This is a genomic window from Nonomuraea sp. MG754425 (genome assembly GCF_021699195.1).
Taxonomy (GTDB): Bacteria; Actinomycetota; Actinomycetes; order Streptosporangiales; family Streptosporangiaceae; genus Nonomuraea.
Genome location: NZ_SSXE01000037.1, coordinates 18,649 through 30,907 on the forward strand (window position 1 = coordinate 18,649; position 12,259 = coordinate 30,907).

At 71.5% G+C, this 12,259-nt stretch carries 12 protein-coding genes; 6 read left to right on the forward strand and 6 right to left on the reverse strand.

The genetic code is table 11. The features are described from left to right. Window positions 1-46 precede the first annotated feature (46 nt). Together FAF44_RS15620 and FAF44_RS15625 are read right to left on the reverse strand one after the other, a co-directional pair. Window positions 47-1,783 (reverse strand): glycerol-3-phosphate dehydrogenase/oxidase, encoded by a 1,737-nt coding sequence (locus FAF44_RS15620; protein ID WP_237103876.1) that lies wholly within the window; start codon window positions 1,781-1,783, stop codon window positions 47-49. A gap of 75 nt (window positions 1,784-1,858) precedes the next feature. Further along, the gene (locus tag FAF44_RS15625) at window positions 1,859-2,629 is read right to left on the reverse strand and encodes a DeoR/GlpR family DNA-binding transcription regulator (protein WP_237103877.1); all 771 of its coding nucleotides are present in this window, start codon (window positions 2,627-2,629) and stop codon (window positions 1,859-1,861) included. A gap of 129 nt (window positions 2,630-2,758) precedes the next feature. Here FAF44_RS15625 and FAF44_RS15630 point away from each other — a divergent pair, with 129 nt between their 5' ends. From FAF44_RS15630 to FAF44_RS15645, 4 genes are read left to right on the forward strand one after another with little or no spacing between them, the layout of a single operon-like run. Further along, window positions 2,759-3,631, forward strand: coding sequence for an SIS domain-containing protein (locus FAF44_RS15630; protein ID WP_237103878.1), 873 nt, complete (start codon window positions 2,759-2,761; stop codon window positions 3,629-3,631). Continuing rightward, window positions 3,628-4,761, forward strand: a complete 1,134-nt coding sequence (nagA, locus tag FAF44_RS15635) for an N-acetylglucosamine-6-phosphate deacetylase (RefSeq protein WP_237103879.1) — start codon at window positions 3,628-3,630, stop codon at window positions 4,759-4,761. The genes FAF44_RS15630 and nagA overlap by 4 nt, the downstream gene beginning before the upstream one ends. Continuing rightward, window positions 4,762-5,673: a 1-phosphofructokinase family hexose kinase gene (locus FAF44_RS15640; protein ID WP_237103880.1), complete on the forward strand. Its 912-nt coding sequence runs from the start codon at window positions 4,762-4,764 to the stop codon at window positions 5,671-5,673. A 10-nt stretch (window positions 5,674-5,683) separates the two neighbouring features. Next, window positions 5,684-6,508: a class II fructose-bisphosphate aldolase gene (locus FAF44_RS15645; protein WP_237103881.1), complete on the forward strand. Its 825-nt coding sequence runs from the start codon at window positions 5,684-5,686 to the stop codon at window positions 6,506-6,508. Window positions 6,509-6,581: 73 nt separating this feature from the next. On the opposite strand, the gene FAF44_RS15650 is transcribed toward FAF44_RS15645, so the two are convergent. The 4 genes from FAF44_RS15650 to guaB form a co-directional block, all read right to left on the reverse strand. After that, window positions 6,582-7,358, reverse strand: a complete 777-nt coding sequence (locus FAF44_RS15650) for a phosphotransferase family protein (protein ID WP_237103882.1) — start codon at window positions 7,356-7,358, stop codon at window positions 6,582-6,584. A gap of 115 nt (window positions 7,359-7,473) precedes the next feature. Further along, the gene (locus tag FAF44_RS15655; protein WP_237103883.1) at window positions 7,474-7,719 is read right to left on the reverse strand and encodes a hypothetical protein; all 246 of its coding nucleotides are present in this window, start codon (window positions 7,717-7,719) and stop codon (window positions 7,474-7,476) included. Between the two features lie 55 nt (window positions 7,720-7,774). Further along, window positions 7,775-8,896 carry a GuaB3 family IMP dehydrogenase-related protein gene (locus tag FAF44_RS15660; RefSeq protein ID WP_237103884.1) on the reverse strand — a complete coding sequence of 374 codons (1,122 nt, stop codon included), beginning with the start codon at window positions 8,894-8,896 and terminating at the stop codon, window positions 7,775-7,777. 4 nt (window positions 8,897-8,900) lie between these two features. Continuing rightward, window positions 8,901-10,382, reverse strand: coding sequence for an IMP dehydrogenase (guaB, locus tag FAF44_RS15665; protein WP_237103885.1), 1,482 nt, complete (start codon window positions 10,380-10,382; stop codon window positions 8,901-8,903). 421 nt (window positions 10,383-10,803) lie between these two features. Here guaB and FAF44_RS15670 point away from each other — a divergent pair, with 421 nt between their 5' ends. Next, complete coding sequence (locus FAF44_RS15670; protein ID WP_237103886.1) at window positions 10,804-11,820, forward strand: LuxR family transcriptional regulator; 1,017 nt, start codon at window positions 10,804-10,806, stop codon at window positions 11,818-11,820. Window positions 11,821-11,859: 39 nt separating this feature from the next. Further along, entirely contained in the window at window positions 11,860-12,237 is a 378-nt protein-coding gene (locus FAF44_RS15675; RefSeq protein ID WP_080043188.1) for a DUF5319 domain-containing protein, read from the forward strand. The last annotated feature ends 22 nt before the right edge of the window (window positions 12,238-12,259 follow it).

Genomic DNA, 12,259 nt, shown 5'->3' on the forward strand with positions numbered 1-12,259 from the left:
CCGCAGCGCCGCGGGCCGCCCCTCCTGACCGAAAGGCTCGGCTCGCTCAGTTGTCCTCCGGCATGACGACGGGGACGATCTCGGGCGCGCCGAGCCTGATCGCGTCCGCCTCGTGATCGGAGTCCTGCTCCTGCGATCGGCGTTCGGACTCCACCCGCTTCGTGTAGTACTCCACCTCCCGCTTGACCTGCTCGCCGTCCCAGTCGAGCGGCTCGGCCAGCAACTCGGCGGACTCCTGCGCCACGGCCACCCCGCGGTGGAAGGTCTCGATCGAGATGCGCGTGCGCCGGGTCAGCACGTCGTTGAGATGCCGGGCGCCCTCGTGGGTGGCGGCGTAGACGATCTCGGCCCGCAGGTAGTCGTCGGCCCCCGACAGCGGCCGGCCGAGCGACGGGTCGCGCTCGATCAGCTCCAGCACCTCGTCGATCAGCGCGCCGTAACGCTGCAGCAGGTGCTCGATTCTGGCCACGTGCAGGCCGGACTCGTGGGCGATGCGGTAGCGGGAGTTCCACAGCGCCTGGTAGCCCTCGGCGCCGACGAGCGGGATGCGGTCGGTGCACGAGCGCGGCACCCGCTGGTCGAGGCCGTGCACCACGGCGTCCACCGCGTCGCGGGCCATCACCCGGTACGTCGTGTACTTCCCCCCTGCGATCATCACGAGCCCCGGCACGGGATGCGCCACCACGTGCTCCCTGGACAGCTTGGAGGTCTCGTCGGACTCGCCCGACAACAGCGGACGCAGCCCCGCGTAGACGCCCTCGACGTCGTCGCGGGTCAGCGGCACCGACAGGACCGCGTTGACGTGGTCGAGCAGGTAGTCGATGTCGGTCCGGGAGGCGGCCGGGTGGCTCTTGTCGAGCGTCCACTCCGTGTCGGTGGTGCCGATGATCCAGTGCCGGCCCCAGGGGATCACGAACAGCACCGACTTCTCCGTACGCAGGATGATGCCGGTCAGCGAGTGGATCCGGTCGCGGGGCACGACGAGGTGGATGCCCTTGGAGGCGCGCACGTGGATCTGGCCCCGCCCGCCCACCAGTTCCTGGATGTCGTCGGTCCAGACGCCGGTGGCGTTGACCACCTGCCGGGCCCGCACCTCGAACTCCTCGCCGAGCTCCAGGTCGCGCACCCGCACGCCGGTGACCCGCTCGCCCTCCCGCAGGAACCCCACCACCTGCGCCCTGGGCGCGATGTGCGCGCCGTACGTGGCCGCGGTGCGCAGCGTGGTCATCACGTAGCGGGCGTCGTCCACCTGCGCGTCCCAGTACTGGACCGCGCCGGTGAAGGCGGTCTTCTTCAGCGCCGGGGCCAGCCGCAGCGCCCGCGACCTGGACAGGTGCCGGTGCCCCGGCACACCGCGGGCCACGCCGGTCGCGACGCCCAGCGTGTCGTAGAGCGCCACGCCCGCGCCCACGTAGGGGCGTTCCCAGCCGAAGTGCGTCAGCGGGAACAGGAACGGCACCGGCCGCACCAGGTGCGGCGCGATGCGCTGCAACAGCAGCGCCCGCTCCTGGAGTGCCTCGCGCACCAGCTCGAAGTTGAGCTGCTCCAGGTAGCGCAGGCCGCCGTGGATCAGCTTCGACGAACGCGAGGAGGTGCCCGAGGCGAAGTCACGCGCCTCGACCAGGGCCACGTCGAGGCCGCGGGTCACGGCGTCGAGCGCGACCCCCGCCCCGACGACGCCGCCGCCGACCACGACCACGTCGAGCTCCTGGGACGCCATACACTCCAGCGCCTCCGCCCGCTCAGCGGGCCCGAGCCGGGCCGCGCTCCTTCCCGACGTCATATTTCCCCCTGGAACGCCACCGTCCGTGCGTTCCATACCTACCCGCCCATACCGCGCTCTGTAACGCCCCGGCGCTCAGGCGCGTACGACCTTCACCCCGGCGTCCGTGAGCTGCCCGGACAGCGCGTCGGAGAGCAGCGCGTCGGTGACCAGCGTGTCGATCTGGCCGATCGGGCAGATCCGGGAGAAGGCCCGCTTGCCGATCTTCGACGAGTCGGCCACCACCACGACCTGCGCCGCCCGGCTGATCAGCAGGTTGTTGACGCTCGCCTCCCCCTCGTGATGGGCCGACGCGCCGAGCCCGACGTCGAGGCCGTCCACGCCGAGGAAGGCCACGTCGAGGGTGACCTGCTCCAGCACCCCGCCGGCCAGCGGCCCGATCAGCTCGTACGACTGCTGCCGCGCCACCCCGCCCGTCACCACGATCTTGACGTGCTGCCGTACGGTCAGCTCCGCCGCGATGTTGAGCGCGTTGGTGACGATCGTGAACCCGCTCTCCAGCGAGGGCAGCGTGGCGAGGGTACGGGCCAGCTCGGAGGTGGTGGTGCCCCCGTTGAGCCCGACCACGGCCCCGGGGGTGACGAGCCCGGCCGCGGCCATCGCGATGCGGTGTTTCTCGTCGGCGTGCCTGGCCGTCTTGTAGCGCAGCGGCAGGTCATAGCTGACGCTCTGCGCCACCGCCCCGCCCCGCGTGCGCATGAGCATCTGCTGCTGGGCGAGCTGATCGAAGTCCCGCCGGATCGTCGCCGTGGACACGTCGAGCGACTGGGCCGCCTCCTCCACCGACAGCCTGCCCTCCTGTGCCAGCAGCTCGAGGATGGCGTTCCAGCGGTCGTAGCGGGACACGGCGGCCTCCCTAGGGGATGGGGAACAGGAGCAAGCGTGGCACAACCATGACGCTACGGCCACCGGTGTTCGTTTTTGCTCCTTCCTGCTATAAACAAAGCACAAACAATCAATTTTGGGAGGCAAGGGGTGAGCACCCACACCGAGGCCGAGATCGCGTCCCAGCCGTCCTGCTGGCGCCGCGCCGTCGCGGACGTGCCCGCTGACGCGCTGCCGCGCCGGGGCGAGCGGGTCGCCGTCGTCGGCTGCGGGACGTCGTGGTTCATCGCGATGGCGTACGCGACGCTGCGCGAGCGGGCCGGCCACGGCGAGACCGACGCGTTCGCCGCCTCCGAGTTCCCCGAGGGACGCGGCTACGACCGCGTGCTGGCGCTGTCACGCTCGGGCACCACGACCGAGGTCCTCGACCTGCTGGCCAGGACCACGACGAGAAGCACGGCCATCACCGCCGACCCCGACACCCCGATCATGTCGGCCGCCGGCGAGGTCGTCGTGCTCGACTACGCCGACGAGAAGTCCGTCGTGCAGACCAGGTTCGCCACCACGCAACTCGCCATGCTGCGCGCGGCCCTCGGCGAGGACCTCACCCAGGTCATCGCCGACGCCGAGCAGGCCGTGGCCGAGCCGCTGCCCGACCCGCTGGTCAAGGCCGAGCAGTTCAGCTTCCTCGGCGCCGGCTGGTCGGTCGGCCTGGCCCAGGAGGCCGCGCTGAAGATGCGCGAGGCGTCCCGCTCCTGGACGGAGGCGTACCCGGCGATGGAGTACCGGCACGGCCCGATCAGCATCGCCGCCCCCGGACGCGTGACGTGGATGCTCGGCGCCGCCCCCGAAGGGCTGCGCGCGCAGGTCGAGGAGACCGGCGGCACCTTCTTCGAGACGGGGCTCGACCCCATGGCCGAACTGATCCGCGCCCAGCGGGTCGCGGTGGCGCGGGCCTTCGCGCGGGGTCTCGACCCCGACGAACCCATGCACCTCACGCGATCTGTGATCCTTTCTTCATGAGCCTTACTCTTGCCGACGCCAGGATCGTGACGCCCGAGGGCGTGCACGAGGGGTGGCTGACCATCGAAGACGGCCGCATCACGCATGTCGGCTCCGGATCCGCGCCGGGCCCCGGCCTGAAACTGGGCGGGCGGCACGTCGTGCCGGGTTTCGTGGACGTGCACAACCATGGCGGCGCGGGCGGTTCCTTCCCCACCGGCGACCTTGGCCAGGCACGTGACGCCGTGGCGCTGCACCGGCGCCACGGCACCACGACCACCATGGCGAGCCTGGTCACCGACTCGATCGAGGGATTGACCAGGGCGGCGTCGGCGCTGGCCGAACTGTGTGACGAAGGGCTGCTGGCGGGCATCCATTTCGAGGGCCCGTACATCGCCAGGTCCCGCTGCGGCGCCCACGACCCGGCGCTGTTGCGTGAGCCCTCGACGCGGGAGTTCGCGGGGCTGGTGAAGGCCGGGCGCGGGCACGTGCGCATGCTGACCGTCGCGCCCGAGTTGCCCGGCGCGCTCGACCTGATCAGGATGGCCGTCGCGGAAGGCGTGCTGGCCGCCGTCGGGCACACCGCCGCCGGCTACGAGCAGGCGATCGAGGGCATCGAGGCGGGCGCGAGCGTGGCCACCCACCTGTACAACGCGATGTCGCCGCTCGGCCACCGCGCTCCCGGGCCCGTGGCGGCGCTCCTCGACGACGAGCGGGTGACGGTCGAGCTGGTCAACGACGGCGTGCACGTGCACCCGGCCATGCTGCGGCTGGCGTACGAGGTGGCCGGGCCCGGCCGGACCGCCCTGATCACCGACGCGATGTCGGCCACCGGCCTCGGCGACGGCGACTACGTGCTGGGCACCATGGCGGTGCACGTGGACGACGGCGTGGCCCGGCTGGTCGAGGGCGGCTCCATCGCGGGCTCCACCCTCACCATGGACGCCGCGTTCCGGCGCGCCGTCCAGGAACTCGGCCTGTCGCTGCCCGACGCGGTGCAGGTGACCTCGCTGACGCCCGCCCGGCTGCTGGGCCTGGCCGACCGGATCGGCTCGATCGCCGTCGGCAAGGCCGCCGACCTGGTGGTGCTCTCCGACTCGCTGGAAGTGGACGGCGTGCTGAAGGACGGCGTCTGGATCACGGAGCCCTGATTGATCATCACGGTGACGCTCAACCTCGCCCTCGACGTGACCTACCAGGTGCCCGGCGTGCACTGGGACGGAGTCAACCGGGTCGGCGCGGTGCACAGGCGCGCGGGCGGTAAGGGCGTCAACGTGGCCAGGGTGCTGGCCGCGCTCGGCCGGGACGTGCTGGTCACGGGCCTGGCCGGCGGCCCGACCGGGCGCGCGATCGAGGCCGATCTGGCGGCGGCCCGGCTGCCCGCCGAGCTGTACGCCATCGCGGGCGAGTCCCGCACCACCCTCGCCGTCTCCGACACCTCCGCATCACGGCGTACGGCGCTGTTCAACGAGCCGGGCCCCGAGGTGACGCCCGCCGAACTGGCCGGCTTCCTCGGCCACTACGACTCGCTGCTGACCGGGGCCGACGCGGTCGTCCTGTCCGGCAGCCTGCCGCGCGGCCTGCCCGCCGACGCCTACGCCACGCTGGCCGCCGTCGCGGCCGGGCGCGGCGTCCCGGCCATCGTGGACGCCGACGGCGACGCCCTGCGCCACGCCCCCGAGGGCCGGCCCGCCATCCTCAAGCCCAACGCGGAGGAGCTGGCCAGGGCCGTGCCCGGCGGCACCCCGGCCGAGGGCGCGCAGGCGCTGCGCGGCCGGGGCGCGGACGCGGTCGTGGTGTCCATGGGGGCCGACGGGCTGCTCGCCGTCACCGGGGAGGGCACGTTCGCGGCGCGGATGCCGTACACCGTGCGGGGCAATCCGACGGGAGCCGGGGACTCGCTGGTCGCGGGGCTGGCGCTCGGCCTGGTCGAGCCCGGCCCGTGGCCCGAGCGGCTCAGGCGGGCCGCCGCACTCGGCGCGGCGGCCGTGGCCACCCCGGTGGCCGGCGAGTTCGACCCCGGCGTGTACGCCGACATCCACCCCCAGATCATCATCACGTAAGGAGCCCACCATGCCCCTCGCCCCCATCGGCGACGTCGTCCACCGGTCCCCTGCGGGGGTGGGCGCGTTCAACGTGATCCAGTTGGAGCACGCCACCGCCATCGTGGCCGGCGCCGAGGCCCTCGGCCTGCCGGTCGTGCTGCAGATCAGCGAGAACTGCGTGCGTTACCACGGCGCTCTTGAGCCGATCGCGCTGGCCGCGCTCGCGGTGGCCCGGCGGGCGGAGGTGCCGGTCGCGGTGCACCTCGACCACGCCACCGACCGGGCACTCGTCGAGGAGGCGGTGACGCTGGGGCTGGGCTCGGTCATGTACGACGCCTCGGCCCTGCCCGACGACGAGAACGTCGCCAGCACGGGCGAGGTGGCGGCCTGGTGCCACGAGCGCGGCGTGTGGGTGGAGGCCGAACTCGGCGAGGTCGGCGGCAAGGACGGCGTGCACGCCCCCGGCGCCCGCACCAAGCCGCACGAGGCGGCCGACTACGTGAGCAGGACCGGCGTGGACGCGCTGGCCGTGGCCGTGGGCACCTCGCACGCCATGACGACCAAGGACGCGGTCCTCGACCTGGAGCTGATCGCCGAGCTGCGCGCGACCGTGCCGGTGCCGCTGGTGCTGCACGGCTCCTCCGGGGTGCCCGACGACGTGCTGCGCGAGGCCGTCCGGCAGGGCATGAAGAAGATCAACATCGCGACCCACCTGAACAAGGCGTTCACCGGGGCGGTACGCGACTACCTGGTCCACGACGAGCGGGTGGTCGACTCACGCAAGTACCTCAAGGCCGGCCGTGACGCGGTGGCCCGCGAGGTCAGCCACCTCCTGGGCGTACTGGCGGGCTGACCCCTCCCGGGGGCGCTCGCGGGCTGGACCCTCCGCCATCCCCTGGGCGCCTGAGCCCCCGCCGGAGGCGGGCTCAGGCGCCCAGGGTCGCCAGCGCCCGCTCGGCCTGCCGCAGGAACGTGCCCGGCGGGTTGCGCGGGTGCTCGTGGGAGAGCAGGAACAGCCAGGCCAGCGAGAGCGCCTTGCGGCAGTCGCGCATCCGCCGGTCCTCCTGCGGGCTCAGCTCGAACCGGTGGGCGACCTCCACGTCCCCGTCCACCCACATCGACACGTGCTCGGCCAGCTCCGCCACCTCGAACGCCACGTCGCTGCGCCCGGAGTCCTCGAAGTCGACGACGCGCACGCGGGTGCCGTCCCACAGGAAGTTGGCCAGGTTGCCGTCACCCGTCCCGAACGCCGGACGGACGCCCGCGTCGCCGGGCGACCAGCTCTCCACCCACCGCAGCCCCTCCTTGACGGCCCGGTCCGCCAGCGACTCCCGCGGCTCCCAGGCCGTGCACCGGCGGGTGATCCAGTCGACGATGGCCTCACGCCCCCACGGGCGCACCGGGACGGTCCGCAGCACGTGGCCGGGCACGGCGGCGTGCACCTGGGAAAGGGCCTCGGCCATCGCCCCGACGTGCTTGGCCCGCGCGAACAGGCCGCGCAGCGGCACCCCGTCGAGCCTCGACATGGTCACCACGCCGCCGTCGAGCGTGATCGGCTCGGGCGCGAGTCCGGGGGCGTGCTCGGCCAGCAGCGTCAGCGCCCGCCATTCCCGCTCGGCCGCGCCCGGCTTGCTGTCGAGATAACGCTTGACGACGCGGTCGCCGTCGTAGGTGATCTCGTGCGTGTGCCGAAGATCGGTCATGTGCCGCATGTTAGGCCACGGGCCGCCCAACGGCGCAGGTCACCGGCCGTCGGAGGGCTTCATCGCCGCGCCGGCCGGGGAACGCGGGCGTGGCGGCGCGTGTCGCGGAATCCGCCTATGAGACGTGACCGGCCCGCCGCTGCATGTTCTCCACCGCGGTCTTGGCGTCGCGCAGCGAGGCCCCGGTCTCCTTGCGGTAGATCGCGATGGCCCTGAGGGTCTTGCCCTGCCGCAGCGCCTCGTGGAACTCCGGCGAGAATCGGGACCCGTCACCGGCCGAGAGATCGACGCCGAGATAACGCTGGAGCGCCGCCACCTGCTGTTCGAGCCGGGCGATTCTGTCCTCAACGGGTTCTTCCATGGCCCGAACCCTACGTCGGCCGCCGCCACGGCAGGCGACGGCGGCCGAACCGGGATCAGCGCTGGATCGGCGCCACCACGACCTCGACCCGCTGGAACTCCTTGATGTCGGAGTAACCGGTCGAGGCCATGGTCCGCTTGAGCGCGCCCATGAGGTTCATGGAACCGTCGGCCACACTGGACGGCCCGTGCAGGATCTGCTCCAGCGTGCCCACCGTGCCGAACTCGACCCGCCGCCCGCGCGGCAGGTCGGGGTGGTGCGCCTCCGAGCCCCAGTGGAACCCGTGGCCGGGCGCCTCCACCGCGCGCGCCAGCGGCGAGCCCACCATCACGGCGTCGGTGCCGCAGGCGATGGCCTTGGCGATGTCGCCGGAGGTGCCCATGCCGCCGTCGGCGATCACGTGCACGTAGCGCCCGCCGGACTCGTCGAGGTAGTCGCGCCGCGCCGCCGCCACGTCGGAGATCGCGGTGGCCATCGGCACGGCCACGCCGAGCACGTTGCGCGTGGTGTGCGAAGCGCCGCCGCCGAAGCCCACCAGCACGCCCGCGGCGCCGGTGCGCATCAGGTGCAGGGCGGCGGTGTAGGTGGCGCAGCCGCCCACGATGACCGGCACGTCCAGCTCGTAGATGAACTGCTTGAGGTTGAGCGGCTCGGCCCGTCCGGAGACGTGCTCGGCGGAGACGGTCGTGCCACGGATGACGAAGATGTCCACGCCCGCGTCGATCACGGCCTTGTGGTACTGGACCGTACGCTGCGGCGACAGCCGCACGGCGGTGGTCACCCCGGAGGCGCGGATCTCCTCGATGCGGCGGCCGATCAGCTCTTCCTTGATCGGCGCGGCGTAGATCTCCTGCAGCCTCCTGGTGGCCGCCTCCTGGTCGAGGGCGGCGCACTCCTCCAGCAGCGGCAGCGGGTCCTCGTAGCGCGTCCACAACCCTTCGAGGTCGAGCGGCGCCAGGCCGCCGAGCCGCCCGATCTCGATGGCGGTGGCCGGCGAGACCACGCTGTCCATGGGAGCGACGACCACGGGCAGCTCGAACCGGTAGGCGTCGATCTGCCAGGCGATCGAGACCTCCTCCGGGTCGCGGGTGCGCCGCGAGGGCACCAGGCCGATCTCGTCAAGTGAGTACGCCCGCCGCCCGGTCTTACCCCGGCCGATCTCCACCTGCTGAGTCATGAACTTACCTTCTGTGATAGTTCGGAGCTTCCACGGTCATCTGGATGTCGTGGGGGTGGCTCTCCTTGAGGCCCGCTGCCGTGATCGGCATGAGCTCGCAGTCGGTGTGCATCTGGCCGATCGTGCGGCAGCCGGCGTACCACATGCCCTGGCGCAGGCCGCCGACGAGCTGGTGGGCGACGGCGGCGACCGGGCCGCGGTAGGGGACCTGGCCCTCGATGCCCTCGGGGATGTACTTGTCCTCGCCGCCGACATCGGCCTGCGCGTAGCGGTCCTTGCTGAAGGAGGCGCCGCCGCGCTCCCGGTTGCGCACCGCGCCGAGCGAGCCCATGCCCCGGTACGACTTGAACTGCTTGCCGTTGATGAAGATCAGCTCACCGGGCGACTCCTCGCACCCGGCCAGCAGCGAGCCCAGCATGACCGCGTCGGCGCCGGCCGCGATGGCCTTGACGATGTCGCCGGAGTACTGCAGGCCGCCGTCGCCGATCACCGGCACGCCGGCCGGCGCGCACGCCTTGGACGCCTCGTGGATGGCCGTGACCTGCGGCGCGCCGACTCCGGCGACCACGCGGGTGGTGCAGATGGAGCCGGGGCCGACGCCCACCTTGACCGCGTCGGCGCCCGCGTCGACCAGCATCTGGGCACCGGCCCTGGTCGCGATGTTGCCGCCGATGACCTGGACCTTGGTGTTGGCCTTGATCTTGGCGATCATCTCGGCCAGCCCCTTGGAGTGACCGTGGGCGACGTCGACCACCACGACGTCGACCCCGGCCTCGATCAGGGTCTTGGCCCGCAGTTCCGCGTCGCCGCCGACGCCCACGGCCGCGCCGACGATCAGCCGGCCGCCTTCGTCCTTGGTGGACAGCGGGTACTGCTCGCTCTTGGTGAAGTCCTTGACCGTGATCAGGCCGCGCAGCCGGCCGTCGGCGTCGACGAGGGGCAGCTTCTCGATCTTGTTCTGCCGAAGCAGCGCGAACGCGTCGTCACGCGACACCCCGACCGGTGCGGTGACCAGCGGCATCTTGGTCATGACGGCGCGGACGAGCCGCTCCTGGTCGGTCTCGAAGCGCATGTCGCGGTTGGTCACGATGCCGACGAGCGTGCCGGCGGAGTCGGTCACGGGCACCCCGGAGATCCGGTACGTGGCGCACAGCCGCTCGACGTCGGCCAGCGTGTCGTCGGGACTGCAGGTCACGGGGTTGGTGACCATGCCGGCCTCGGACCGCTTGACGAGATCGACCTGCTGGGCCTGCTCCTCGACCGGCAGGTTGCGGTGCAGGATGCCGATGCCGCCCTGCCTGGCCATGGCGACCGCCATGCGGGCCTCGGTGACGGTGTCCATGGCGGCGGAGATCAGCGGGATGGACAGCGTGATGCCCTTGGACAGGCGAGAACGGGTGTCGGCCTCCCCTGGCTGCAGGTCGGAGTATCCCGGCACCAGCAGCACATCATCGAAGGTCAAACCCATCTCGGTGAACTTGGACATGCCGCGGCCCCCTCCTGCCTCGCTTTGATTGCCTAAGTCTAGGCCCTGACACCAAAACGAGCTGAAGCCGGGAGCACGATGACCCCCACGGCCCGTCGTACTCCCGGCTTCACGGAAGAGTGCCGGGGGATGAGACGGTCGGTGTCCCGTCCCATCCTCCGGCCACCGGCACCCGGGCCGCGGCGGCGCCACTGGCCACCGAACCCCCCTCCGCGTCCTGATGGCCGACGCTGCCGCGCCCTTGGCTGGATGCCGACGCTGGGTAAAGCCTGCGTCACTCAACGGCACAACGCAATGTGAAAACGTGCAATTGCACGAAGTTGCATGCGGCACGAATGCAGTCAGCGCAACACGCGGACACCGGTGGAATGCGGCGTTATCCTCACGGCACGCCCGTGTCCCCCCAACGGAGCCGCCCCCCATGCGCAACGAGCCCCACACCATGTCGGATCCGTTCGAGACGCTGGGCCTCGACCCGGCCCAGACCGCGCTCTACTCCGCGGTGCTGCGCCTGCACAAAGCGACCCGTTCCGATCTGGCGCAGGCCATGGACGGCCCGGTCGAGAAGGTCGGCCGCCAACTCGACGATCTCGTCAAACTCGGCGTGGTCGACGAACAATCAGGACAATACCTGGCCAGACACCCCGCGGCGGCACTCGGGCGGGTGATCGCGGAACGCCTCGACCGGCTGGCCGAGGAGAGCCGCAGGATCGACTCGGCGCTCGGTTCGATACGCGGGCTGATCCGCGACTACGACGCCGGCCGCGACTATCGCGACGGCCCGTTCACTGTGGAGATGGCCAGCGGCGCGGACATCCTCTACGAGAGCGTGGTGGGCATCGCCGTGCAATGTCAGACGCCACCGATGACTTTACTCACCACGGTTCCCGATGAACGGACCATGACAGATTTCGCGCGTAAATTTGCGGATCTTTGGATTGACGCGCAAAAACGAAACCTGCTCACCGTTCAAGTGATCGTTCCGGTCACCACTCTCGCGCTTCCCGGCGTACGCGCCCAGCTCACCAGTCTCATCGAGTCCGGCGGCCAGGTGCGCTCCCTGGACAGGGTGCCGAGCTGGTTCATGACCGCGGGCCCCGAGATGGCCGGCCTGCCCGCCCACTGGGGCGGCAACCTGCCCGACCACGCCTACAACTTCTATCTCGTCCGCACCTCCGTGGTGGTGGGAGTGCTGGGCTCGCTCTTCCGCGAGCTGTGGGCCCGCGCCGTGCCGCTGCTGCCCGACCGCAGGGGCGACGGCATGGTCCAGGTGCTGCGGCTGGCCGCGCAGGGCATGTGCGACGACTCGATCGCCCGCCGGCTCGGCGTGTCGGTCCGCACCGTACGCGCGAGGTTCGCCGACGCCATGACCGAGTTGGGCGCTCAGTCCCGCTTTCACGCGGGCGTCGAAGCAGCCAGACGCGGATGGCTGAGGTAATCCCCACCGCGCGGGCCGCTTCGGTCATATGGTGGGAAGGTGCTGGAAGACGTCCCCCGCGATCCGTTCGCGGACGACCCGAACGACCCTTCCTCGGCGATGGGCGCGCTCGACGACGCCGAGCCACTCACCGCGGCCGAGCGCGACGAGGCCATCACCGACCTCGCCGACGTCGAGGTCTTCCGCTCCCTGCTCGAACCGCAGGGGGTGCTGGGGCTCGTGCTCGACTGCCCGGAATGCGGCGAGCAGCACTTCTTCGACTGGGAGCTGCTGCGCGGCAACCTGAAACAGATGATCGAGAAAGGCCAGCCGCAGGTGCACGAGCCGGCCTTCCATCCCGACCCCGCCGACTACGTGAGCTGGGACTACGCCAGAGGCTACGTCGACGGTGTCATCGACACGGAGGAGCGCCGCTGACCGACGTCATCGAGCAGTACGG